General features: G+C 65.0%; 29 protein-coding genes. 11 read left to right on the top strand and 18 right to left on the bottom strand.

Going from position 1 to position 22323, the window contains the following annotated elements; genetic code table 11:
• Positions 1-20: 20 nt before the first annotated feature.
• On the top strand, positions 21-371 hold the full coding sequence (locus MC380_RS11295; RefSeq protein ID WP_242164896.1) for a GNAT family N-acetyltransferase: 351 nt from the start codon (positions 21-23) through the stop codon (positions 369-371).
• Positions 372-396: 25 nt separating this feature from the next.
• Positions 397-846: a GNAT family N-acetyltransferase gene (locus MC380_RS11290; protein ID WP_242164789.1), complete on the top strand. Its 450-nt coding sequence runs from the start codon at positions 397-399 to the stop codon at positions 844-846.
• A gap of 154 nt (positions 847-1000) precedes the next feature.
• On the opposite strand, the gene MC380_RS11285 is transcribed toward MC380_RS11290, so the two are convergent.
• Positions 1001-1489, bottom strand: a complete 489-nt coding sequence (locus MC380_RS11285; protein WP_242103145.1) for an 8-oxo-dGTP diphosphatase — start codon at positions 1487-1489, stop codon at positions 1001-1003.
• Positions 1489-2367 carry a subclass B3 metallo-beta-lactamase gene (gene bla / locus MC380_RS11280; RefSeq protein ID WP_242164786.1) on the bottom strand — a complete coding sequence of 293 codons (879 nt, stop codon included), beginning with the start codon at positions 2365-2367 and terminating at the stop codon, positions 1489-1491. Before bla ends, MC380_RS11285 begins: the two co-directional genes overlap by 1 nt.
• Positions 2368-2475: 108 nt before the next feature.
• Here bla and MC380_RS11275 point away from each other — a divergent pair, with 108 nt between their 5' ends.
• A complete protein-coding gene (locus MC380_RS11275; RefSeq protein WP_242164785.1) occupies positions 2476-3909 on the top strand; it encodes a pitrilysin family protein in 1434 nt (477 codons plus the stop codon).
• Positions 3910-3921: 12 nt separating this feature from the next.
• A complete protein-coding gene (locus tag MC380_RS11270; RefSeq protein WP_242164783.1) occupies positions 3922-5340 on the top strand; it encodes a pitrilysin family protein in 1419 nt (472 codons plus the stop codon).
• A gap of 112 nt (positions 5341-5452) precedes the next feature.
• Here MC380_RS11270 and MC380_RS11265 read toward each other — a convergent pair whose 3' ends face one another.
• The 14 genes from MC380_RS11265 to MC380_RS11200 form a co-directional block, all read right to left on the bottom strand.
• Entirely contained in the window at positions 5453-5896 is a 444-nt protein-coding gene (locus MC380_RS11265) for a cupin domain-containing protein (protein ID WP_242164781.1), read from the bottom strand.
• A 137-nt stretch (positions 5897-6033) separates the two neighbouring features.
• Positions 6034-6414 (bottom strand): VOC family protein, encoded by a 381-nt coding sequence (locus MC380_RS11260; RefSeq protein ID WP_242103152.1) that lies wholly within the window; start codon positions 6412-6414, stop codon positions 6034-6036.
• Between the two features lie 56 nt (positions 6415-6470).
• On the bottom strand, positions 6471-6929 hold the full coding sequence (locus tag MC380_RS11255; protein WP_242164779.1) for a GNAT family N-acetyltransferase: 459 nt from the start codon (positions 6927-6929) through the stop codon (positions 6471-6473).
• A gap of 124 nt (positions 6930-7053) precedes the next feature.
• A complete protein-coding gene (locus MC380_RS11250) occupies positions 7054-7281 on the bottom strand; it encodes a hypothetical protein (protein ID WP_242164778.1) in 228 nt (75 codons plus the stop codon).
• A gap of 79 nt (positions 7282-7360) precedes the next feature.
• On the bottom strand, positions 7361-7921 hold the full coding sequence (locus MC380_RS11245) for a DUF2059 domain-containing protein (protein WP_242164776.1): 561 nt from the start codon (positions 7919-7921) through the stop codon (positions 7361-7363).
• A gap of 101 nt (positions 7922-8022) precedes the next feature.
• Entirely contained in the window at positions 8023-8403 is a 381-nt protein-coding gene (locus MC380_RS11240; protein WP_242164774.1) for a hypothetical protein, read from the bottom strand.
• Positions 8404-8480: 77 nt separating this feature from the next.
• The gene (locus MC380_RS11235) at positions 8481-9089 is read right to left on the bottom strand and encodes a GyrI-like domain-containing protein (protein WP_242164772.1); all 609 of its coding nucleotides are present in this window, start codon (positions 9087-9089) and stop codon (positions 8481-8483) included.
• 76 nt (positions 9090-9165) lie between these two features.
• A complete protein-coding gene (locus MC380_RS11230; RefSeq protein WP_242164770.1) occupies positions 9166-9681 on the bottom strand; it encodes a hypothetical protein in 516 nt (171 codons plus the stop codon).
• A gap of 77 nt (positions 9682-9758) precedes the next feature.
• On the bottom strand, positions 9759-10370 hold the full coding sequence (locus tag MC380_RS11225) for a DUF3806 domain-containing protein (protein ID WP_242164768.1): 612 nt from the start codon (positions 10368-10370) through the stop codon (positions 9759-9761).
• A 548-nt stretch (positions 10371-10918) separates the two neighbouring features.
• Positions 10919-11335: a hypothetical protein gene (locus MC380_RS11220; protein ID WP_242164766.1), complete on the bottom strand. Its 417-nt coding sequence runs from the start codon at positions 11333-11335 to the stop codon at positions 10919-10921.
• Positions 11336-11844: 509 nt separating this feature from the next.
• Positions 11845-12279, bottom strand: coding sequence for a hypothetical protein (locus tag MC380_RS11215; RefSeq protein WP_242164764.1), 435 nt, complete (start codon positions 12277-12279; stop codon positions 11845-11847).
• Between the two features lie 92 nt (positions 12280-12371).
• Positions 12372-12707, bottom strand: coding sequence for an MmcQ/YjbR family DNA-binding protein (locus tag MC380_RS11210; RefSeq protein WP_242164762.1), 336 nt, complete (start codon positions 12705-12707; stop codon positions 12372-12374).
• Between the two features lie 481 nt (positions 12708-13188).
• Positions 13189-13560, bottom strand: coding sequence for a hypothetical protein (locus MC380_RS11205; protein ID WP_242164760.1), 372 nt, complete (start codon positions 13558-13560; stop codon positions 13189-13191).
• Positions 13561-13746: 186 nt separating this feature from the next.
• On the bottom strand, positions 13747-14151 hold the full coding sequence (locus MC380_RS11200) for a hypothetical protein (protein ID WP_242164758.1): 405 nt from the start codon (positions 14149-14151) through the stop codon (positions 13747-13749).
• 106 nt (positions 14152-14257) lie between these two features.
• On the opposite strand from MC380_RS11200, the gene MC380_RS11195 reads away from it, so the two are divergent.
• Both MC380_RS11195 and MC380_RS11190 read left to right on the top strand, forming a co-directional pair.
• Positions 14258-14758, top strand: coding sequence for an acyl-CoA thioesterase (locus MC380_RS11195; RefSeq protein ID WP_242103165.1), 501 nt, complete (start codon positions 14258-14260; stop codon positions 14756-14758).
• Between the two features lie 71 nt (positions 14759-14829).
• Positions 14830-15321 carry a hypothetical protein gene (locus MC380_RS11190; RefSeq protein ID WP_242164756.1) on the top strand — a complete coding sequence of 164 codons (492 nt, stop codon included), beginning with the start codon at positions 14830-14832 and terminating at the stop codon, positions 15319-15321.
• Between the two features lie 223 nt (positions 15322-15544).
• Here the strand turns inward: MC380_RS11190 and MC380_RS11185 are convergent, their stop codons facing one another.
• Positions 15545-16207: a C40 family peptidase gene (locus MC380_RS11185; RefSeq protein WP_242164754.1), complete on the bottom strand. Its 663-nt coding sequence runs from the start codon at positions 16205-16207 to the stop codon at positions 15545-15547.
• A 129-nt stretch (positions 16208-16336) separates the two neighbouring features.
• Positions 16337-16900 carry a C40 family peptidase gene (locus MC380_RS11180; protein ID WP_242103168.1) on the bottom strand — a complete coding sequence of 188 codons (564 nt, stop codon included), beginning with the start codon at positions 16898-16900 and terminating at the stop codon, positions 16337-16339.
• Positions 16901-16991: 91 nt separating this feature from the next.
• On the opposite strand from MC380_RS11180, the gene MC380_RS11175 reads away from it, so the two are divergent.
• The 5 genes from MC380_RS11175 to MC380_RS11155 all read left to right on the top strand — a co-directional run bounded on the left by MC380_RS11175 (position 16992) and on the right by MC380_RS11155 (position 22154).
• A complete protein-coding gene (locus tag MC380_RS11175; RefSeq protein ID WP_242164752.1) occupies positions 16992-17486 on the top strand; it encodes a peptidylprolyl isomerase in 495 nt (164 codons plus the stop codon).
• A gap of 273 nt (positions 17487-17759) precedes the next feature.
• A complete protein-coding gene (locus tag MC380_RS11170) occupies positions 17760-19010 on the top strand; it encodes an FAD-dependent oxidoreductase (RefSeq protein WP_242164750.1) in 1251 nt (416 codons plus the stop codon).
• Positions 19007-20380, top strand: a complete 1374-nt coding sequence (gorA, locus tag MC380_RS11165) for a glutathione-disulfide reductase (protein WP_242164748.1) — start codon at positions 19007-19009, stop codon at positions 20378-20380. Before MC380_RS11170 ends, gorA begins: the two co-directional genes overlap by 4 nt.
• Before the next feature lie 97 nt (positions 20381-20477).
• Positions 20478-21296: an N-formylglutamate deformylase gene (gene hutG / locus MC380_RS11160; RefSeq protein WP_242164746.1), complete on the top strand. Its 819-nt coding sequence runs from the start codon at positions 20478-20480 to the stop codon at positions 21294-21296.
• Between the two features lie 201 nt (positions 21297-21497).
• Complete coding sequence (locus tag MC380_RS11155; protein ID WP_242164744.1) at positions 21498-22154, top strand: hypothetical protein; 657 nt, start codon at positions 21498-21500, stop codon at positions 22152-22154.
• Positions 22155-22323 lie beyond the last annotated feature (169 nt).

Raw genomic sequence — 22323 nt, 5'->3', positions numbered from 1 at the left:
ATGCCGGCGACTACCGGCGCCTGCGCGCCGCCGCCGGACTTTCGCGCAAGGGCGCCGAAGCAGCCGAAGGCGGCCTGCGCGGCACGCTGTACGGCGTCAGCCTGCTGCACGAAGGCGGGGTCGTCGGCATGGGACGCGTGATCGGCGACGGCGGCTGCTTCTACTTCGTGGTGGATGTGGCGGTCGAGCCGGGGCTGCAGGGCCGCGGCCTCGGGCGCCGCATCATGCAGGCGCTCGACGCCTGGGTCCGGGCCAATGCACCGGCCACGGCACACGTCTCGCTAATCGCAGATGGCGACGCCAGATACCTGTACGAGAAGTTCGGTTTCGTGGAACTGCAGCGCGCCGTCGCGATGGCGTACACGCTTTAGCGCATGAACGATTGGAGCGTAGAGGATGGACGATGAGATCGTGCTGGTCGAACGGTTTCCGGATGCGGAAGCCTACTGTGCCCTGCGTGCAGCTGCGGGCATGTCGCCCAAGACCCTGGACGCCGCGCGCCGCGGTTTGCCCAACACCCTGTACGGCGTTCACCTGCGCCGCGGCGCCCTTCTACGGGCCCAGGCTGATCGGGCGGAAATAATCGGCATGGGCCGGATCATCGGCGACAACGGCTGCTTCTTCGTCGTGGTCGATATCGCCGTCCTTCCCGAGTACCAGGGCAGGGGCCTGGGCAAGCGGATCATGGCCGCGCTCGATGCCTGGCTGAGCGCCAACGTGCCTGCTTCGGCCTATGTCTCGCTGGCCGCCGATGGCGACGCGAAGTACCTGTACGAGAAGTTCGGGTTCCTCGAAACCACGCCGCATACCGTCAATATGGAATACATCGCCCCGCGCACGTCCTAAGTGCCCGTAGGAGCGACGTCAGTCGCGAGCCTTCACCATTTGCTCCAGGAGCCAAGCTGCAGCGAAAGGGGCGTGCGAACCGGCCTGACCCATCCTTCGATTTCGATACATCCCCCGGCTGCGCCTCACCTCGCATCGTGCCGAAGCGACGTGACTACAATCGCGAGAACTTCCACGACACCATGCGCCCATCCCTGTACGGCATCACGCCATGGAACGGGCTCGGATCGCCGTCGAACACCAGCGGCAGGAACTCGCGGTCGCCTTCCCACATCGGCAGCGTGTGCACGCTGTCGAGCGCTACCCACTCCAGCGTGCCTTCGGGATTGCGCTCGAACGGGGTGCCGGAGAACGCAGTGATCAGGAACACGAATCCCAGCCAGTCCTCGCCCTGTTTGCCGAACCCAGGCCAGCTGATCGTGCCGCGCAGCTGCAGTGCGGTGCAGTCGATGCCGGCTTCCTCATGGATTTCGCGACGCATGCCGGCCAGCACGTCCTCGTCGGGCTCGAGCTTGCCGCCCAGACCGTTGTACTTGCCCAGCTGGTGATCATCGGGTCGCGCATTGCGATGGACCAGCAGCACCCGGCGCCCGTCCGGAGAAAGCACATAGCCGAGAGTCGCGACGATGGGCGTATACGGCATCAGCGTGCGTCCGCGCGCTGCTTGTCCAACTGCGCATCGAAGGCCTGTTCGGCCTTGTCCGCGTACGACCTGCATGTCGTTGGCATGGCGTGTGGCGCCGCGGCATCGCCGGGCGTCCAGCCGGTGGCATCCGGATGCGGCGTCAGCAGCACGTCGCACGGCAGGCCGCGCACGGCGTCGAAGGCCCGTCGGTAATCGTCGACCAGCTGCGGTAGGCGCGGATTGCCGAGCAGCACATAACCCGGCGCGCTCAGGCTGTCGGCATAGGCGATGCGGACCGGTTTGCCATCGCGGGTATCGGTCCAGGCCCAGCTCATGCTGCCGGGCGTGTGCCCCGGCGTGAAGTGCACGGTGAGGGCGATGTCGCCGATCGCCACTGTTTCCCCATCGTGCAACAGGCGGTCGGCCTGCACCGGCGGAAACACGATGGCGTCGCCGAAATGGATATCGTCGCTGCCGCCGCGCGCCAGCAGCCAGGCCGATTCGGCGCTGCTGAGCACCTGCGCGCCGGTCGCGCGCTTGAGCGCCGCCAGTGGCCCCGCGTGATCGGCGTGCGCGTGGCTGTGCAGCAGGTAGCGAAGTTCGCCCGGCGCCACGCCCAGCGCCTTCAACCGCGCCAGCAGCATGTCGGCCGCCTGCGGCATGCCGCCATCGATCAACACCGCGCCTGCATCGGTCTTGACCAGCACCGCGCTCAGGCCGGCGGTGCCCACGTACCAGGTGTGATCGGCGATGCGGAACGGCGTCACCGGCTGGCGCCAGCTCTCCTTGACTTCATAAGCTTCGAGTTGCGGAAGCACCGGCTCGGCAGCGGATACAACGCCCGGCGCCAGCAGCAAGGCCAGCACGCAGGGCACGAAGTTGCGATTGCGGTCCATCCGGGATTCTGTCTTGAGGGGACGCATAGTCTCCATGACTTCCGGCCATCCGTCGCCCCGCAGGTGGGCGCTACACTGGCCCGGTCTTCCAACGCAAGGGGAATGCGCATGCGCCTGTGCGCCATCGCCGCGCTCGTGGCCGGCCCGGTATTGCTTGGGCTCGCGCTCGCCGGTTCCACGGCACGCGCCGCCGACACATCCGATACGGGCAGCGACCGCTGGGACGTGCCGGTCGCAGTCAGGAAGCTGGACAACGGCCTGACCGTGGTCGTGTCCGAGGACCATAGCTCGCCGACCGTCGGCGTCAGCGTGGTCTACCACGTCGGCATGCGCCTGGAACCGCGCAACCGCACTGGCTTCGCCCATCTGTTCGAGCACCTGATGTTCGAGGGCACGCCCAATGCGAAGGAAGGCGTGTTCGACCGAGTCATCACCGGTGGCGGCGGCCGCAACAACGGGTCCACGCGCCCGGACTTCACCAACTACATCGAGATGGCGCCGGTGTCCGCCCTCGAGCCGATGCTGTGGCTGGAAGCCGACCGCATGAAGACCCTGGACTTCAATCCCACCACGCTCAAGAACCAGCAGGATGTGGTCAAGGAGGAAATCCGGGTCAACGTGAAGAACCAGCCCTACGGCGGCTTCATGTGGATCGACATCGGTCAGCAGGCGTTCTCCAAATGGGAGAACAACCACGATGGCTACGGCAGCTTCGAGGACCTCGAAGGCGCCAGCCTGGAGGACGTGCGCGGCTTCCACCGCGATTATTACGGCCCCAACAATGCGGTGCTGGGCATCGCCGGCGACGTCACCCCCGAGCAGGGCTTCGCACTGGCCGAGAAGTACTTCGGCGGCATCCCTGCACGCAAGACGCCACCCGCGCCTGACTACAGCGAAGGGCTGAACACGCAGGAGAAGCGCATCCAGCAGTCCGACGCGCTGGCGCAGGTGCCCGCCATCGCCGCTGCGTGGAAGATGCCCGACCGCGGCAGCAAGGACCAGGCGCCGATGGCGGTGCTGGGCGATGTGCTGGCCGGCGGCTCGGCCTCGCGTTTCTACCTGGGGCTGGTCAAGGGCCGCGAACTGGCGCTCAACGTGGAGTCGCTCTACGGCCTGACCAGTCCATGGGAATACGACGGCCCCACGCTGTTCACGGTGTTCGCGCTGTACAAGCCCACCACCGATGCCGACGCCGTGCTCAGGGCCATGGACGAGGAAATCGCCAAGGTCGCAAGCGAAGGCGTGAGCGCCGAGGAGCTGGCGCGGGTCAAGACCGGCATGCTGGCGTCCTGGTACGACGGCCTGGAAGCTTTCATCAGCCGTGCCGACACACTGGCGAAACTCCAGCTGCTGTGGGGCGATGCCGAGGTGGTCAACAAGATCCCTGCATGGATCGAAGCGGTGACTTCCGAGGACGTGCAGCGCGCCGCGCGCACCTATCTCGCCAGCGCCAACCGCACCGTGATCGACCGCAAGCCGGCCGCGATGCTGCAGAGCGCGCCCGCCGCCAAGCCCGCGCAGCCCGCGAGCGGCAACGACTAAGGAGTGCCGATCATGAAACTGCATCCTTCGACGATCGCGCTCGCGATCTGCGCCCTGATCGCCGGCCCGGCCCTGGCCGCCACCGAAGCACCGCTGCCAGCGGACCTGCCGCCGTACGCGGCCGACAAGCCGCTGCCGGTCCCCCAGATCGAGAAGCAGACCCTGGCGAATGGGCTGGAAGTCTGGGTCGTCCCGCGCGACGGCCTGCCACGCGTCGACTACGTGCTCGCGATCCGCAACGCCGGTTATGCGCACGACGCCAAGGACGCCCCCGGCTTCGCCAGCACCTTGGCCTACATGCTCAACGAGGGTACGTCGAAGCACGATTCGAAACAGATCGCCGAGCTTGCCCAGGGCATGGGTGGCAGCGTCAGCGGCAATGCCACCACCGACGGCATGATGGTGATGGCCAATGCGCTGTCCTCGCATGCCGGGCCGATGATGGAGCTGCTGGCCGAGGTGACGCGCGAAACCTCGTTCCCGGACAAGGAAGTGGAACTGGCCAAGGGCAACCAGCTGCAGGAACTCAAGGCCGCCGAGGCGCAGCCCGGCTTCAAGGCCGAACGCGCGCTGGCAGTGGCGATCTACGGCGATCATCCCTACGCGCGCTCGCAGCAGACCGAAGCTTCGATTGCCGCGATCACGCCGCAGGCGCTGCGCGATGCGCATGCGCAGCGCTTTCGCCCGGACCGTGCGCTGCTGGTGATCACCGGCAAGATCGACGCAGCGCAGGCACTGCAGTTCGCCGAAGCCGCCTTCGGCGACTGGAAGGCCAGTGGCGATCCGTTACCCGACGCGCCGCCGGCGCGCGGCGAGGCGGCGCCGAGCTTCGTGCGCATCCAGCGCGACGGCAGCGTGCAGTCGGCGCTGCGTCTGGGCCGACCCGGCATCGCGGCTACCCATCCGGACTACATCCCGGCCCAGCTCACCGGCACCATCCTCGGTGGCGGCTTCAGCTCGCGCCTGATGCAGAACCTGCGCGAGAACAAGGGCTATACCTACGGCGCGCGCGGCGGCATCGCCGTGGCCCGCCAGGGTGGACGCGTCAGCGCTTCGGCCGACGTGCGCAACGAAGTCACCGGCGCGGCGCTCAAGGAGTTCCAGGGCGAACTGGCGCGCATCGGCAGCGAGCCGGTGCCCGCGCAGGAGCTGGAGGACAACAAGCGCTACGTCGCCGGCGGCTATTTGCTGAGCAACCAGATGCAGGCCGCGGTCGCCACCACCCTGGCCAACAACTGGCTTGTCGGCCTGCCGGCCGAATTCCTCGGCGAATACGTGCCCAAGGTGCGCGCTGTCACCGCCGAACAGGTGGGTGCGATGGGCAGGAAGTACTTCGATCCGAAACAGCACTCGATCGTGGTCGTGGGCGATGGCGAGGCCATCGACGACCAACTCAAGCCCTACGGCACCTTCCAGACGCAGGACAAATAGATACTGCACGGATGCAGCTTGCTGCGCTCGCCTGCGGCAGCCGACACGGCCGGCACCTTGCCGGCCGTGTCTCGCATTGCCCAACCTCACCCCGGGCGCAAGCCGCGTGGTCTTAGTCCTCGCTGGGAAACGCGTCCACCGGCGCCTCGAACGCGATGAACAGGACGCAAGGCTCGGCGCTTGCACAGAGCGCCTTGTGCGGCGCCTTCGCGGGCCCATAGGCGTACGCGCCCGGCTTGAGGATGGCCGGCTCCTGGCCGTCGTAGGTCACGTGCAGTTCGCCCGAGACCAGCACCATGCGCTCTGCAGAGGTGTGCCAATGCCGGTCGATCGTGGATTTCCCCGGCACCTTGAAGAAGATGTCCGCATTCTCCTTCGCCGGATCGCCGTGCAGCACGGCGATCGCGCATCCCTCCGGCAGGAACGACGGGCATGGACCCCACGCCAGGGTCGGGTCCTCGAAGGTCCTGGTCAGCGCGGTTTCTGCGGGCGGAGTCTGGGCCAGCGCAAGCCCAGTGCAGAAGAAAAGCGCGGCAACGCATGGATATCTGTACATCAGCCACCTCCTCGTCGAGCAGTGCAATCGGATTCGCCCGCGTCTGACGTCTGGATGAAGCCTGCAGGGAAGCGGGTTGGACCTGCCGGCTCCGGCATGGCGCCATCGAAATGGCGTGCACCCACCATTCGTATGCGCTAGTCCCAGCGGTTGGCGTTCTTGGGAAACCCCGGACGCTGCACCCGTACGACGCAGAAGCGTTGACCAGTGGGCGCCTGCATCACCACCCAGCGCTCCAACCGGTCCACCACTGTGGCGCCAAGGGCCTCCAGGCGCGCGACTTCCGCCGGGATGTCGTCGGTTTCGATGTCGATGTGCACCCGGCTCTCGTGCCCGACGCGCTGGATCTGGACGATGGGTTCGTCGGGCGGCGTTTCCAGCATCCGGTAGGGTCCGCGCGTGCCCGGATGATCAGGGTCGACCGCGCGCCCCAGTGCCTGGGCCCAGAAGCCGGCCGCCTGGTCGACATCGGGCGTATTGCAATCGATGAGCACGGCGCAAAGACGGGAGTGATGCATGGCGGTTCCTCTGGGCCCGGTCGCGCGAACGCTTCGCGAGGTGCGGATGGCGATCGTCAGGGTAGCTTGCGCGACATGATCAGATCCCGATGGGACTCATGGCCATGATGCAACTCTGCCGTTCCGACCGGGTGAAACCCGCCCTTGCGGTAGAAGGCAATGGCGCGGGCATTGTCCTCGGACGTGTCGAGCCAGATCGCGTCGTGACCATTCACGCGTGCATGCGCGAAAGCCTGTGCCAGAAGGCTTGAGGCAATCTCCGTGCCCTGGTGTTCCGGAGCAACGAAGATGCGCCAGAGCTGGATGGGCGAGTGCCCATCGACGCCCTCGGGAACATGTCCGGTGCGCAGGACGATGCATCCGACGAGATCGGCCTCCGACTCCGCCACGTAGAAGCCGGCGCCGTACGCGGCAATGTCCGTGGACACGCCGATCTCGTCCCAAGGTTGCTCCAGCGCCCGACCGAGCCGGGCGAGCGCGGCGGCATCGGCTTGTGTCGCTTGGCGAATCAGCACGGATCACTCCCGATTCTGAAGCAAGCCTTCCGCGGCAGGTTCGCCTGGATCAACGACTGAGGGCGATGCGGGCGGACACGGCCAGCCTGCCGCAAACCTTGCATCCGGCCCAGGCCCCAGAATCTCAGAGCAGGGTGCCGACGACCAGCAGCGTCATGTAAAGCGTGCCCGCCGCGAACGCGATGCTTCGCGGCCACGTTCTCGTCCTGGCGTCCCTGACCAGCGAGTACGCCGCGACAGGCAACCCAACGAGTAACACGAGTGCCGCGACGACCAGGGCCCAGGCACCAAACTGCCAGACCAGCTCGTCATGCGGCAAGCCGCTGAGCGCAGCGATGGCGATGACGGACACCGCCAACGGAACAACAAGCACAGCAGTGGGAATCGTAACTGGTCGCATACTCACCTTGAGTGGACCCCTGGGCCCGCTGCTACTTCGACGAAGTCAAGCACTTCGCCATGGCCTCGGAGCGCAGGTCCGACGCGTGCGTCCTGATCGCTTCGCGCGCCAGCAGCTCATCCCCGACGAAGAATTTCCCGGCCGCCGTGGCGCCAAAGGCATCGAGCTCTTTTTGCAACGGGGCAGGGTAATGCAGCTGCTCGTCGGCGATCTGCTCTCTCCTCATTGCCGCTTCCAACAGACTCTGCTCGTGCTCCAGGCGCAGCGCCACAACAGCCTGCCCGGCAGGGCTTTGGAAGAAATCGATGGACTCCCGCAACTCGCGCTCACTCATGTTCTCGGCGAACTGCGACGCGAAGTACGAACGCATGACAGGCGTCGCTTCCTTCACGGTGCAGTCCGCCAATCCAGGTGGCATGTCCATGGGTGTGACCGCAATCATGAATCGGATCGCCATCGCCTCCTGCTCGTGAGGCTTGACCAGGCTGACAAGCTCGTTCGCCACTTCGATCGTGGGCGCCGATCCTGCGGCATGCGCAGCGGCGGTTACCCCGGCCGCCGTCACCATGAACGCCATTAGCACTCGCTTCATTGCTCGATTCCCCTGTAAGTGCGTGTCAGATCAATGTCCGAATTATGCCGCACGGCGATGCGGCTTCGGCACGAATGAACTGCGATGCCTTCCGCGCATCGTCAGCCGGCGGCGCCAGGCCAGAACCTGGCCAACGCGAACGCGAGCGCGAAGGCGTAGGCGTAAGCGAACTTGTCCAGTCGCACCAGCTCCGTACCCCGTTTGGCCCGCCAGGCGCCAAGGGCACCCAATGCCAGGCCGACGGCGATGGGGGTGATCGCCAGGTTGGCGATCCGGGCATAGGGATGGGAAATCAGGTGCTGCGGGAAGATCAGGTACGACGCCCAACCCAGCAGACCCCCGAGGAAAATATAACCGGCTGCAGCAATCGCAGGATGCATTGGCCCTCGATCGCGCTTGACCGCGTGGGCCCCAATTTCAACCAGGATCTCGAGTACGAACTGGATGACGAACTCGAAGAGAAGTTCTGCAAGGAACGACAAGGATGCTTCCTCTGCTGCCTAACGACGGAGTTCAGCGACTAGCCGGAGGCCGGTGGCCCGCAACGACTGCTTGGCCGTCATCGCATCGGCTGGCGAATGATCGTTTTCCAGTTCTTCGGAGCTGCACGCCGTATGTCGCTCAGGTAGATCTCATGGTGCTTTCCGCTCAAGCCGGATCGGGCATCGATGAACGCATGCACGCGCTCAATCGTCGGCCCCTCGTCAGAGAACGGGCCAACGTGCAGCACTTGCGCGCAACGACCTTCGGTGAATTCCTCCAGGCGCAGCTTGTCGAGGCCGGGAAGCCGCTTCTTGCTTCGGACCGCAGCAATGGCTGCTGCGACGACTTCATCCGCAACGAAATGGGGTTGCATGATCATCATCGTCCATTTCCAGTTCGCCCTGTCGTTGGCAACGAATGCAGAAAGATCGTCCGCCCACCAAAGACCTTCGAGCGGCATGACCGAATAGTCGATCCTTTCCGGGCCCTTCTTGACCATGAACTTGGCCGTATAGGACACGGAGAACAATGCCTCCACGGCCTGCGCGTATTCCTCGGACGTGTTCGGATCCCCTTCTCCGTCGGCCATAAGGAACTTGAACGCAGGGACGTCGACCTGCGCAACATCCTTGGCGGACGCTTTGTAGAGGCCCTTCAGTTCCTTCTTCAGATCGACCTTCTTCATTTCCCCTCGCCATCCTGATGATGGTCAGCGCCAGAATTCGGCTCGGCCACGAAGCGGCTTCGGCTTTAATGAATTGTCAGGCTTCAGCCAGTGCTGCCTGAAGCCGCGAAAGCTTGCCGATGTACTCATCAGCGTGCGCCCAATCTGGCTGAAGCTTGGCCCAAACTGCCTGGCGTTTGGGCGCGCGTGCCGCATATGGCTTTGCGGAGAAATCAATCCTTCCCTCATCCGCGAGCTGACCAAAAGTCGTAGCTATTACCGACACGTCCGTTGTGTAGATCAGCTGTTGATCATCGAAATCAGGATTTTCAATCTGCTCGCGAACGGTTGGCTCATGGAAGATTACGTCTGAGTACTCGGACGCATCAATCTCTCCGACCGACTCAATTGTCCAGATGAGGCACTCCTCTAGCGGTTCATCCGGGTTTTCCTTGCGCCAATCGCGGTACTCGGAAAGAGCGGTGTCGCCCTCGTCTGAGCCAAATGGAGCAAGTTCATCGGTGCAGTCCCAGAAGAACTCGTCTGGAATAATTTGAATCGCACGGGAATGGCCCCGATCTTTATCGATACCACCGAGAACATCTTCTTCCATGACTCCTCCTGGTGTTATGCAAAGCCAAGCTCCTGAACTAAGCCGACCCGCGAAGCGGCTTCGGCTTGAATGAATTGTTAGGCGGCATCTGCACGCCGCCGAGAACTCTGCTTTTGGTGTGCCAGAGCAACATAGACTCCCCGAAAGAATGTGTGCTCCGAATCAGCGATACGTTTACGAATTGAGTCGTAAGGATATCCCCTAAACTCAGACTCATTTCCGTCGATTGCGATGCTCACGCCGTACTGGTCAGAAACTTTGACCCACTTCATTTCAAGGGTTTCATTGCAGTAGTTCCCGAAAGACGCGCCAAGAATCTCTACGACATCTTCATCTAGAAATCCGAACCGATCGGGCGCATCGAGCCAGCTCTCAAAGGCTTGGTCAAGCTTGTCTAGCATGTGCGCTGCAGGATTTACATTGAATTGCTCAAATAGCGATGAAGCAAGCGAAGCATTGCTATTGATTGGCTCGATCTCGGCGCTTGTTAATTCAGTTACATCTTCTGGATAAGGTTCGACAGTTGCATGAAATCCAGTAGCGGTCTCTTTTCCGTGCCGGGCGATCACGCGTCCACGCTCTAAGACCTTCATGCCATGGAGTTGTTGATCTTGTCGCCGTAGGGCTGATTTCTCGGAAGGGGATCCGATTCGGCGAAGTGCTTCTAGGATGTTCGAGACAATGGACATGCTGCCTGACGCCTGAGTACCGCGGGGCGGGGTTGTGGGGGCGGCTGGTTGGGCACGCTTTCTCTGCCATGCCTGCAGCCGGAACGAAGCGGCGTCGGGCTTGAACGAATTGTTAGGTGGCAAGCCGCAAACCTACCGAGATGCCACCCGCATAGAGTAGTGCACTTACCAGAAGGACAAGAATCGCTTTGCCAAATGCAAGCAAGGCCGAACGCCAAGGTAAGGACCTAAACAAGTAAAGCGGTACACCTATCGGCCAGGCTAGCCCAGCTAAGGCTGGTGCATAAACGGGCGGGGTCTGCCCGCGAGCTGCGGCATGAGCCTTGCACCATGCAAAGAGCAGAACCCCAACAATGACTACGTGCGGTAGCCACACCTCAGTTACAGGCTCGCCATAACTTGGTGCGAATGGTTCAAGAAAGCCAGCAATAGGCCAAGTAGCAATGAATGCCAGGACAAGAAGATCGTCACGAGCTAGTGTCGTCACCATTGCCACCTAACGCCTGAATTAAGCCGACCCGCGAAGCGGGTTCGGCTTGAATGAATTGTTAGGCGGCGCGTCCACTCTTGCGGGACTTGCTGAAACGCCTGCCGGGAGTGCCTACGTATTGATCAATCGATCGCCGGCCATCAGAAGCTTCAACTGTCACTGCGAAGTGACGACCCGCTATGGAGTCGGTACCGAACCTGGCCGATAGAACCTTGATCTCCGACAGGTCAATGCCATGTTTTCTACAAAGGTCCGGCAACGCCTCCGAGTAGAAATCGAGTGCGCGCTGCAGATCCGCAGAGACAGGACTGCCAGATGTGGAGCCAGTAATGAAATCCACAACTACATGGCCTTCCGGTGAGGAGGATGCTTCAGCGTAGATGTCCACGTCATAGATACCGATCATGAAGCAGATCCCGCTAGCTAGAGAGTCCGCGACATTATGGCCAAACGATTTGAGTTCGCCGATCTTCATAGGATTCAGACTGCAGAATGTTCGGGCGCCGCCTAACGCCTGAATTAAGCCGAGCCGCGAAGCGGCTTCGGCTTGAATGAATTGTTAGGCCTCGCCACGCGGAAGGCCAGCGGCGACAAGCTTAAGCCGAATGACAGCCTCATCGGGACCAAAGCGGCCGGACCTACCGTAGCTACCCTTGTCAGCGTCATGGTCCGAGCAGACATTGGCCAGGACGGTCTCCGCCAGGTCTCGGTGCGGCGCAATGCGGTCCGCGAGCTTGTCCAACATGGCTTGGCCGGCAGGATCAGATTCATGTCCGTCCAGCGCGTACGCCCAATAAAAGTTGTCATACGCTGCGCAGAAGTCCCAGAAGGGCAAGCGCCCGGCAGCGCACAGTCGCACCAACTCATCGTGATGATCTAAGGCAGCGACCAGATCTGACTCTAACGGGTGCATGTCTATCCGGTTAAGAGGCCTAACGCCTGAATTAAGCCGAGCCGCGAAGCGGCTTCGGCTTGAATGAATTGTTAGGCATTGGCCCGGGGGAATACAGCTGCATCGCCATGGAGTGCGTATCCCTCGTCTACGGTCAACTTGCCCAGCAAAGTGAACTTGTACGGATAAATGACATGAGCAGAATAGCCGCTCAGGTGATCAATACTGACGCAAATGGCATCTTGCTTTTTGGACTTGCCAGGAGGAATGGTGCGGATGTCATAGACAACTGCGCAGGCACGCAGCTCGTGATTTGCCGCCCGCTGCCGGAAGTTGCCCAGCAGGATGTCGATTAGATCCTGCGACAACGGCAACTCCTCTCCGTCGTAGGCTCCGTCCAGGACCATCTCTCCGTCTGGCTTGATGTGTCCTCCAAACGGTAGAAATTCGCGGTGCTCTTTGAGCATCTTCTCCGCAAAAGGGACAAGGCCGCTGATCAGCGCTTCAACATCTTCGGTCTGCGACATTACTCCCACCAATGCCTAACGCCTGAATTAAGCCGAGCCGCGAAGCGGCTTCGGCTTGAATGAATTGTTAGGCCACGGGCCCGGATAGGAAATCACGATACACCGGTAGAAGCGACAAGACGCTTTGGAGCCCTATTTTGCCAGGCCTTGCGAATGAGTTGATGGACCACAGCGGGTTTGGCCTTGGCTAGGGCAACGCGTAGGCCAATAACCCGTGTGCCCCACATGACCTTTTCCGCAAAATCAGGATGCAGCGTAAGCGTCAGTTCGCGATCCTGCTCGCCGACAAATAAATGAACGTGCTTTTGATCCGGAGGCGAAGTGATGAAGATCTTTCCCCGAACCCGGAATGACGAATAGTCAAAGTGCGGCTCTTCCGTGACCTCGGGGAGCATCATGGCTTGAGTGCGAATCTGCTCGAATTTCATCAAGCCTCCTTAATGCCGCACGAGTGGCCTAACGCCGGCGCTAAGCCGCGCTGCGTAGTGCAGGTGCCAGGCATGGCAAGCTTTTCCTGCCATGTCTGGTGCCGGAACGAAGCGGCGTCGGCTTGAACGAATTGTTAGGCATTTGGCCCGTGCTCTGCCCGATCAATCAACTTGAGAAGAAGCGATGCCTCAGGTGGGCCATGCCAGTTACGGTATGTGTGACTTGCAGCCATGACGCCAACTACTAGCAGGATGAGAGGCATTGCGCCCCAGCTTGTTGAGTATGCCTCCCAGACTCCGGCTGCTATCAGGATTACGGACATCAATGCCATAAACAAACGCAGCGCTGGCCACGAATCCCTTTGCCGGCGTAGCACGGCGATCATGGCTTGCTCTTGATCTGTGAACTGCATGAAGTCTTCCCCTAATGCCTAACTACTATTACGTTCCAAATTTGAAGGCGTAACGCGAGGCGTAAACGTTACGCACTGGCTTTCGGGCGCGTAACGACTCGAGCTGCCAGTAGCGCCGCCGGGATCGGGAGGATCAGGCCTAGGGCCGACACCCAGACGGGGTGGTCGGGGACCAGGTAGATCATTCCGCACACGCCGGCCATCACCAGCAGCGCCACTGCGATCGCGGCGCCGCGCTTGTGCCGGTGCGACAGTTTGGCGGCGGTCAATCCGCCAGTGAATGCGCCGGCGATCCAGGCGACGACGAGCATGGCCATCGCGCCGGCCGGGGCCTGGGCCATGATCGCGGCCAGGTCGGCCTGGTTTTGCGGGTCGAGACCCGGAGGCGGCGGGAACAGGGCGTGCCCGACGAATTCGAGCGCGAAGATGGTCAGCCACATGACCACGGCGCCTGCGATGACGGCAAGAAGCGTGCGTCCCATTCGAATCCCCTGGCAATGTCCCCGGCGCGAGCATCGCGCTGCCGAACGCGGCGCGCAAGCGCTCGCCCGGCAGACTCATGTCCGCGGCCGCCTGCGGCCGGGCCTGCGCATACCGCGCAGCGGAGTGCTGCGCGTTAACGGCGATCAGACTTCCGCGCGCGGAATGGCCATGCGCCATCCGGCCACGGCCAGCGGGATCGGCAGCAACATGCCCAGGACCGGCACCCACTCGGGCTGTGGCACCAGGGTGGCGCCCACGATCACCAGCACCGTCAGCGGCGCGCCGATGGTGAGGGCCGCGCCGCCGCGATGCCCGCGCGCGATGCGGGCCGCCGGCCAGGCGCCAATCAGTGCGGCCACGCCGGCGGCGACGCAGATCACCGCCAATGCCCCGCGCGGCGCGCTTTCCACATAATCGGACAGCTGCCGCAACGACAACGGTTGGAAGCCCGCAGGCAGCGGATGCAGCTGCATGAGCAGGTACCCGCAACCGGCCAGCGCGCCGGCGGCCAGCAGGATGCCGATGAGGATTCCCAGTGTGGTGCGCATTCCGTTGCTCCGTTCGATCCGTCGATGTGGGCAAGAGCATCGCGCCGTGCGCGCGCGGCTGCAAGTATGCTGGCCGCCCTTCGCCCTGCAGACACCGGAGAATCGCATGAGCGGACGTCAGCGCGAACTCGAATTCCGCTTCCTGGCCGAACCCACCGACGTCAATTACGGCGGCAAGGTGCACGGTGGCGTGGTGATGAAATGGATCGACCAGGTCGGCTATGCGGCCGCGGTCGGTTGGAGCGGGCGCTACAGCGTGACCGTGGCGGTGGGCGGGATCCGCTTCGTGGCGCCGGTGCGGATCAGCGACCTGGTGACCGTGTCCACCAAGCTGGTGCATACCGGCACCAGCTCGATGCATTTTTCGGTGGACGTGCGCGCCCGCGACCCGATGCAGGAAGGCAGCGAACGCCTGTGCACGCACTGCGTGATCGTGTTCGTTGCGTTGGACGGGGTGGAAGGCAAGCCGACCGCAGTCCCGACCTGGGTGCCCCAGGATGAAGAGGACCAGCGCCTGGCCGAGTACGCGATGAAGGTGATGGAGCTCAGCAAGGGTATCGAGGAAACGGTGGCGCGCTACCGCGAGGCTGGGCAGAAGGCGTCCTAGGCCGCAACCCGCGTGGCCGGCGCGGGCAGTGCCGCGCGTTGTGGCGGAAGGGAAAGCCCCAGGGGATATGCATGCACGGTTCGGCCGCAATACTGGCCATCGCGATGGCGGGCGCGATCCTGCCGTCCAGCGCATCCGCGCAGGAGCCGGCCATCGACCGCGCCGACCGGGTCGCCATCTTCAAGGCAGCCGGTGCGGTGCAGCGCGACGGCCGCTGGGTGATCTGTGTCGACGATCCCGCCACCAGCGGCGCGGTCATCGAGCAGGTGCGCGATCTCAACGGCGACGGACGTCCCGAAGCCGTGGTGGTCGAGGACGGAAGCTTCTGCCACGGTGCTGCCGGAACCGGCTACACCCTGCTGGGACGCCAGCCGGACGCGAGCTGGAAGGTCATCGACTTCAACAGCGGTGTCCCCGAGTTCCTGGACACGGTCGGCGAGGGCGGTTGGCCGGATATTTCGGTCGGAGGCCCGGGCTTCTGCTTCCCGGTGCTGCGCTGGAACGGCAGCGCATATGTGCCGGACCGGCACGAGTACGAAGGCAGGCGCTGCGACCCGGAGTAGTGCAGCTGCGTTTGCGGGGCGGCCCGAGGCAAGCTCCTGGCCCTGGGAGCGTCTTCAGGCGCGAATGCGGTTTGCGAAGAGCCAGGGCATTCGCAACCAAGAGCCTGCCCGGACCTGATCCGGGGTCGCTCCCACATGGCGCGCCAGCAATGGTCGCCGTCCGGCAGCCGGAATGCAGAAGGCCGCCTTGCGGCGGCCTACGAGGATCGATGCGCGGGAAATCTCAGATGCCGGCGACGCGGCGCGCCTTCAGGAATTTGTGGCTCCAGTACCCGGTGTCGAGGCTGGAAACCATCACGTCCTTGCCGGTGCGCGGGGCATGCACGAACTGGCCATTGCCCACGTAGATGCCGACGTGGTCGACGCGCTTGCCGCGGCGGCTGAAGAACACCAGGTCGCCGGCGTTCAGGGCGGCGCGCTCGATCTGCTCGCCGCTGTTGGCCATTTCGCGTGACACCCGCGGCAGTTCGATGCCCAGCGCGGTCTTGAACACGTAACCGACTAGGCCGCTGCAGTCGAAGCCGTTCTCGGAGGTGCCGCCCCAGCGATAGGGGGTGCCGAGCAGGGCCAGGGCGCGGCGCAGCACCGTCTGCACGCGATCGCTGACCTTGGGCGCCGGTTCGGGCTTGGCCGTAGTGGGCTGGCTGGCGATCAGCTGTTCCAGGTCGGCGCCGAACAGCATCGAGCGGTCGGCCATCGGGATCGGATCGCTGACCGCGACCGGAGTCAGGGCGGCCGCTGCGCTCAGGGTGCCGGCATCGTCGGCCAGCGCCGGCAGGGCTGGGACGGAGAGCAGGACAGCAATGAGAAGTGAGCGCGGAAGCGTGCGATGCGCGGCGGCGGAGCGGTCGGCCGATTGGCCGGAGGCAGGGTCGTTATTCGTCACGCTTCTTTCACGGGCGTCAAAGTGGCGTGATGGTGCCCCACGCAGCCCGGTAGAAAGTTAAGGTTTTGTTTTATGAATACGCGGAAGTGGATGTTTTTGTTCACATTTTTGCCGCGCCGCGTATTCAGTTTAGTGGAGGACGCGCTTCGCTCCGCTGTAATGGTCCCGCCAGTACGGACCGTCCAGATGGTCCAGGCGGACCGTGCCGCCGGTGGTCGGCGCATGCACGAATCGCCCCTCGCCAACGTAGATGCCGACATGGCTGACGCTGCCGCGGCTGCCGAAAAACACCAGGTCAGCGGTGGTCAGCCGGTCCGGGTCGATTCGAGGCCCCTGCCAGGCGGCCAGCTCGCGCGAACTGCGCGGCAGGCGCAGGTCCAGCATGTCCCGGTAGACGTAGTTGACCAGCCCGCTGCAGTCGAACCCGCCTTCGGGCGTGCTGCCGCCGTAGCGGTAGGGCGTGCCCACCAGGCTGATCGCGCGCATCAGCACGGCATTGGCGCGGACCGGATCGGCCGGTGGAACCTGGGGCCAGTGCCGCGGCGTCCCGACCGGACCCGGCCGGCCGGCTGCCGGGGTAGGGCGCACGTCGCCGCGCCCGCACCCGGCCAGCGAAAGCAGGCCCAGCAGGCACACCAGCAACCCCGCGATTGGCGCGGCGGCGGGGGAGTCCGGATAATGCGCGGTCTTCATCGCGGCCGATCATGGCCGAAGCCCCTTCTTCCGGACAAGCGTGCCCAGCCCGGCCGCGTGGTCCGCCTTTGTCGACCCCACGGATCCCTGCATGAAAATCGAGAAAGACCGCGTCGTCCAGTTCCACTACACCCTGTTCGAGGGCGGCGCGCCTGCGCCGGACCAGGAGCCGCTGGAAAGTTCCCGGGAACGCGAGCCACTCGCGATCCTGGCCGGCCGCGGCAACATCATCCCCGGCCTGGACAAGGCGCTCGAAGGCCGTGAGGCGGGCGAGAGCTTCGGCGTGGACGTGGCCGCCGCCGATGCCTATGGCGAGAAGCGCGAAGGGCTGACCCAGCGCGTACCCAAGAAGCATTTCGGCGCACAGAAGCTCAATCCCGGCATGCGGGTCGTGCTCAACACCAATTTCGGGCCGCGCGCGGTGACCATCGAAAAGGTGGGCATGAGCGTGGTCGACGTGGACCTGAACCATCCGATGGCGGGCAAAGACCTGCACTTCGACATCGAGGTGGTGGACGTGCGCGAGGCCAGCGAGGAAGAGATTGCGCACGGCCATGTGCACGGCGAGGGTGGGCACGAGCATTGAACTGTGCTTCGCACAAGTTCAATCCCAAAGTTTGCGAGGCAAACTTTGGGCCCCGCTATGTGCTTCCAATCCCTGCGGCTGTCGCCGCGCCCCCTTACTAAGGGGGCTTTCCTTCGATCGGTAACGACGCGAACCATGTGGGAGCGCCGCTTCGGCGCGACATAGGCTGCGAGCTCCCTGGATGACGGAGTTTGCGATCGCGCCTGAGAGGCGCTCCTACAAAAGCCGCGTCGACGCCGCGCGACGGCGCCGGAGCGGCCCTACACTTTGCGCATGAACACTCACGACGAGGTCATCATCATCGGCGGCGGTGCGATCGGCCTGGCCAGCGCGCTGGCGCTGGTCGAAGCCGGTCGCAGCGTGCGCGTGCTGGAAGCCAGCACGGTGGGCTCGGGCAGCTCGCACGGCAATTGCGGCACGCTGACCCCCAGCCACGCCGCGCCGCTGGCGGCCCCGGGCACGGTACGCAAGGCGTTGGGCTGGATGCTGACGCCCGACGCGCCGTTCTACGTCAAGCCGCGCCTCGATCCGGCGTTGTGGCGCTGGTTCGCGCATTTTGCCGCGCGCTGCAACGAGCGCGACTGGCTCGAGACCATGCGCCACAAGGGCGCGCTGCTGCAGCATTCGCGCGCGCTGTTCCCGCAATGGATCACGCACTACGGGCTGGACTGCGAGTTCGCCGAATCCGGCGTGGACTATGTCTTCCGCACCGAGCAGGGATTCGAGCACGACCGCGCCGAGCTGCAGCACCTGCATGCCATCGGCATCGCCACCGAGGTCATCGACGGCGCCGACTACGAACGCGGCGAGCCTGCGGTGAAGCCGGGCGTGTTCGCGGCGATCCGGTTCCCCGGCGATGCGCGCCTGCGTCCGGATCGCTACGTGGCCGAGCTGGCACGGGTCCTGCGCGAACGCGGCGGCGTGATCGAGGAGCAGTGCGAGGCGCGCGGGATCGTGGTCGAACGCGGCGGCGTCCGCGTCGATACCGTGCACGGCGCGCGCGATGCCCGCGACGTGGTGCTGGCTGCGGGCGCATGGTCGCCGCGGCTGGCGCGCAGCGCGGGCTTGTCGCGGCTGCCGATCCAGCCGGGCAAGGGCTATTCGATCACCTATGACCGGCCCACGCTGGTGCCGCGCAGGCCGGTGGTGCTGCGCGAGCGCAGCGTGTGCGTCACCGCCTGGGATAGCGGCTACCGGCTGGGCAGCACCATGGAATTCGCCGGCTACGATTCCCGGCTCAACCGGCGCCGGCTGGGCGCGCTCGAGCGCGGTGCGGCCGAATACCTGCACGAACCGGTGGGCCCGGCCAAGCGCGAGGAATGGTTCGGCTGGCGCCCGCTCACCTACGACGACCTACCCATCATCGGTCGCGTCCCTGGCCACCGCCATGTCTGGGCCGCGGCGGGCCACGGCATGATGGGTATAGGCATGAGCACCGGCACCGCGGAACTGCTGGCCGACATGATCTGCGAACGCGACCCGGCGATGGATCCCGCGCCCTATCGCGCCGGACGCTTCCTGTGAGTGCCGGGCGGGACGATTTCGACCTGGTGGTGCTGGGCGGCGGCAGCGGCGGCCTGGCCGGTGCATTCCGCGCGGCGCAGCACGGCGCGCGCGTGGCGCTGCTTGAGCCCGGCGCGCTCGGTGGCACCTGCGTCAACGTCGGTTGCGTGCCGAAGAAAGCGATGTGGCTGGCCGCCGACCTGGCGCATCGGGTGGAGATTGCGAACCGGCTCGGCTTCGACCTGCCCGCGCCGGTGCTGGACTGGGCGGAGTTCATTACCCATCGCCAGCGCTACATCGAAAACATCCACCAGAGCTATCGCGCCCGCCTGGACGCGGCCGGGATCGCAGTGCTGCCCTGTCGCGGTCGGTTCGTCACCGCGCACGAAGTGGAGGCCGACAGCGGCGTGCGCCTGCGCGCACCGCATGTACTCATCGCTACTGGCGGGCGGCCGCGCCGGCCTGCGATCGAGGGCGCCGTACTCGGCCTGGACTCGGACAGCTTCTTCGATCTGCGCGCCGCGCCCGCCCGGGTGGCGCTGATCGGCGGGGGTTACATCGGCGTGGAACTGGCCGGCGTGCTGCAGGCGCTGGGCAGCCGCGTGGACCTGTTCGTGCGCGGGCCGCGCCTGCTCGAGGGTTTCGACGAGGACCTCACCGCCCAGCTGGTCGAAGACATGCAGCACCACGGCACGCGCCTGCACCTCGGCACTCCGGTTTCCGCGCTGCATTCAGACAACGGAACACTGCGCCTGTCTGGCACCGGCGCCTGCGATGGCGAAGCCTTCGACGCCGTGCTGTTCGCCACCGGGCGAGTGCCGCACGCGGCTTCGCTCGCGGTCGAACAGGCGGGGATCGCGTTGCAGGACAGCGGCCATATCCGCATCGATGCGCAGCAGAACACCAGCGTCACTGGCGTGTATGCGGTGGGCGATGTCACCCCGCAGCCGGCGCTCACGCCGGTCGCGATCGCCGCCGCGCGCAGGCTGATGGATCGCGTGTTCGGCGGCCAGGCGCAGGCGCGGCTGGATCCGGACGACATCGCCACCGTGGTCTTCGCGCATCCACCGCTGAGCAAGGTGGGCCTGACCGAGACCCAGGCCCGCCAGCGCTACGGCGACGCGGTGCAGGTGTATCGCAGCGGCTTCCGCCCGATGCTGCACGCGCTGGCCGATTCCCCGCAGCGCAGCCTGTTCAAGCTGGTGTGCGTGGGGGCGGGGAAGCCGGCGGAAGAACAACGCGTCGTGGGCATCCACCTGCTGGGCGAGGCCGCGGACGAAATCCTGCAAGGCTTCGCCGTGGCATTGAAGCGCGGCATCACCCTGGCCGACCTGCATGCGACCATGGCGATCCATCCCACCAGCGCCGAAGAACTGGTGCTGATGCGGTGATGGCCCGCGATCTACGCTCCCGATCCGGCATGCGGGATCCACGCCGGCATCCGGATCTGTCGGGTACGCCGGAATTCTTCTCCAGGATGCTGTCCGCATGAGCGCAGAGGTCTTCGAACTCCATCGCGGCACCGCGCCGCTGCTGGTCAGTCTGCCGCACGACGGTACCGCGGTGCCGGACGACATCGCCGCGCGGCTCACCGCGCAGGCGCGTCGGGTGCCGGATACCGACTGGCACGTCGCCCGCCTGTATGCCGTCGCGCGCGAGCTGGGCGCCTCAATGATCGTGCCGCGGTTTTCGCGCTACGTGATCGACCTCAACCGGTCGGAAGACGATGTGTCGCTGTATCCGGGCCAGAACACCACCGGACTGTGCCCGATCGTGCGCTTCAGCGGCGATCCGGTGTACCTGCCGGGCCAGGAGCCGACCGAAGACGAGGTGCGCGCGCGGGTCGAACGTTACTGGCGTCCCTATCACGTGGCCCTGCGTGCGGAGCTGGAGCGCATTCGCGGCGTGCACGGCCGGGTGGTGCTGTGGGAGGGCCATTCGATCCGCGGCGAGCTGCCGTTCCTGTTCGAAGGCCGCCTGCCCGATCTAAACCTGGGCACCGCCGCCGGTGCCAGTTGTTCGCAAGCGCTGCAGGAGCAGCTCGAAGCGCTGCTCGCGGCCCAGGACAATTACGATTTCGTCGTCAATGGCCGCTTCAAGGGCGGTTACATCACCCGTCACTACGGCGATCCGGCAAATGGCATCGATGCTGTGCAGCTCGAGGTCAGCCAGCGCAATTACATGGATGAGGAAACGTTCGAGTACGCACCCGCGCATGCCGCCGCGCTGCAGGCATTGATCGGCACCTTGCTTGAACGCTCCATCGACGTCGCACGCGGTGCCGGCCCGGCCTTCGGGAACGCATGAGCGTTCGAGTGCCCGCCGTGGACGCTTGACTGACGCCTGAATTGCATCGTGCGTTGAGGCCGCCTCTCTCGCCGCCGGGCGCTGTCAAGCCCGCATAGGGGATTTCCCTCGGTCATGGGTTCAGTCGCGAGTCGCAGTCCGGCGGATAGGGTCGGTCGCGTCGCAGGCATGCGACTCCCGAGACCGAAAGGAGAACAGAGGATGCGCAAGACAGTACTCACTGCGGTGATCGCCGCCGCCGTCGCCGTGCCGGCGGCATACGCCCAGGTCGGCGTGAACATCGGCGGGCAGGCCGGCGTCAATACCCAGCTCAACACCCAGATCGGCGCCGGTCAGGCCGGATCGCTCGGCGTCGGTGCGAATACCGGCCTCGACGGCTCGGTGCGCGTGGACTCGCGCAACGATGCGCGCGAACGTCGCCGTGCCCGAAGCGGGAACAGTGCCGATGCGCGCGCCGGCCTCGGCGCAGGCGTGGCCGGCAGTGTCAACGGCGCGCGCGACACCGCTGGCGCCGCGGTCGGCGCTGGCGTCGATGCGACAGGCAACGTTGCCGCGGCGGCGACGGAGACGGCGGCCAATGCCACGACCCAGGCGGGTGCCGCGGCTTCCGGCGCGCTCGATACGGCGGCTGGCACAGCCGCCGGTGTTGGCGCGAATGCCGGTGCGGCCGCGCAGGGCAGCGCGAATGCCGCGGGCAGCGCGGCTACGATCGGTACGAACGCCGACGGGCAGGGCGAGGGCGCGTTGAATGCGAGCCAGCAGGCGCAACCGGCGTCCGACGCTGCCTCGGATCCCGACAAGCCGCGCAAGCAGCGTCGTCAGGACGATCGACAGACGGACGATCGACAGACGCCGTAGTCGTGCAGGTCCAATCGTCGCCTCGCGACGGTCGTGTGCGCCCCGCAGCAGCGGGGCGCACATGCATGGCGAACGCTTCGGCTCAAACGCGCCGCGCCGCACTGCAACGTCCGCTGCCAGAGAATCCGCGCCGTCGCAACGGCCGCGCCGTACTACAATCTACGCCGCG

Origin of the sequence: Lysobacter sp. M15 (assembly GCF_022662515.1) — a bacterium.
Taxonomy (GTDB): domain Bacteria; phylum Pseudomonadota; class Gammaproteobacteria; order Xanthomonadales; family Xanthomonadaceae; genus JAKPBU01.
This window is presented reverse-complemented; position numbering and strand designations above follow the sequence as displayed.

What these genes read in the sequence shown, in the direction of transcription:
- MC380_RS11175 (WP_242164752.1), top strand. Translation starts at nt 16,992, where the DNA reads ATGAAAATCGAGAAAGACCGCGTCGTCCAGTTCCACTACACCCTGTTC.
- MC380_RS11180 (WP_242103168.1), bottom strand. Translation starts at nt 16,900, where the DNA reads ATGAAGACCGCGCATTATCCGGACTCCCCCGCCGCCGCGCCAATCGCG.
- MC380_RS11155 (WP_242164744.1), top strand. Translation starts at nt 21,498, where the DNA reads ATGCGCAAGACAGTACTCACTGCGGTGATCGCCGCCGCCGTCGCCGTG.
- MC380_RS11210 (WP_242164762.1), bottom strand. Translation starts at nt 12,707, where the DNA reads ATGAAATTCGAGCAGATTCGCACTCAAGCCATGATGCTCCCCGAGGTC.
- MC380_RS11260 (WP_242103152.1), bottom strand. Translation starts at nt 6,414, where the DNA reads ATGCATCACTCCCGTCTTTGCGCCGTGCTCATCGATTGCAATACGCCC.
- MC380_RS11275 (WP_242164785.1), top strand. Translation starts at nt 2,476, where the DNA reads ATGCGCCTGTGCGCCATCGCCGCGCTCGTGGCCGGCCCGGTATTGCTT.
- MC380_RS11285 (WP_242103145.1), bottom strand. Translation starts at nt 1,489, where the DNA reads ATGCCGTATACGCCCATCGTCGCGACTCTCGGCTATGTGCTTTCTCCG.
- MC380_RS11170 (WP_242164750.1), top strand. Translation starts at nt 17,760, where the DNA reads ATGAACACTCACGACGAGGTCATCATCATCGGCGGCGGTGCGATCGGC.
- MC380_RS11190 (WP_242164756.1), top strand. Translation starts at nt 14,830, where the DNA reads ATGCACGGTTCGGCCGCAATACTGGCCATCGCGATGGCGGGCGCGATC.
- MC380_RS11265 (WP_242164781.1), bottom strand. Translation starts at nt 5,896, where the DNA reads ATGTACAGATATCCATGCGTTGCCGCGCTTTTCTTCTGCACTGGGCTT.
- MC380_RS11235 (WP_242164772.1), bottom strand. Translation starts at nt 9,089, where the DNA reads ATGAAGAAGGTCGATCTGAAGAAGGAACTGAAGGGCCTCTACAAAGCG.
- hutG (WP_242164746.1), top strand. Translation starts at nt 20,478, where the DNA reads ATGAGCGCAGAGGTCTTCGAACTCCATCGCGGCACCGCGCCGCTGCTG.
- MC380_RS11200 (WP_242164758.1), bottom strand. Translation starts at nt 14,151, where the DNA reads ATGCGCACCACACTGGGAATCCTCATCGGCATCCTGCTGGCCGCCGGC.
- MC380_RS11225 (WP_242164768.1), bottom strand. Translation starts at nt 10,370, where the DNA reads ATGTCCATTGTCTCGAACATCCTAGAAGCACTTCGCCGAATCGGATCC.
- MC380_RS11195 (WP_242103165.1), top strand. Translation starts at nt 14,258, where the DNA reads ATGAGCGGACGTCAGCGCGAACTCGAATTCCGCTTCCTGGCCGAACCC.
- MC380_RS11245 (WP_242164776.1), bottom strand. Translation starts at nt 7,921, where the DNA reads ATGAAGCGAGTGCTAATGGCGTTCATGGTGACGGCGGCCGGGGTAACC.
- MC380_RS11215 (WP_242164764.1), bottom strand. Translation starts at nt 12,279, where the DNA reads ATGTCGCAGACCGAAGATGTTGAAGCGCTGATCAGCGGCCTTGTCCCT.
- MC380_RS11290 (WP_242164789.1), top strand. Translation starts at nt 397, where the DNA reads ATGGACGATGAGATCGTGCTGGTCGAACGGTTTCCGGATGCGGAAGCC.
- MC380_RS11220 (WP_242164766.1), bottom strand. Translation starts at nt 11,335, where the DNA reads ATGAAGATCGGCGAACTCAAATCGTTTGGCCATAATGTCGCGGACTCT.
- MC380_RS11205 (WP_242164760.1), bottom strand. Translation starts at nt 13,560, where the DNA reads ATGTGGCTGACCATCTTCGCGCTCGAATTCGTCGGGCACGCCCTGTTC.
- MC380_RS11270 (WP_242164783.1), top strand. Translation starts at nt 3,922, where the DNA reads ATGAAACTGCATCCTTCGACGATCGCGCTCGCGATCTGCGCCCTGATC.
- MC380_RS11230 (WP_242164770.1), bottom strand. Translation starts at nt 9,681, where the DNA reads ATGGAAGAAGATGTTCTCGGTGGTATCGATAAAGATCGGGGCCATTCC.
- bla (WP_242164786.1), bottom strand. Translation starts at nt 2,367, where the DNA reads ATGGACCGCAATCGCAACTTCGTGCCCTGCGTGCTGGCCTTGCTGCTG.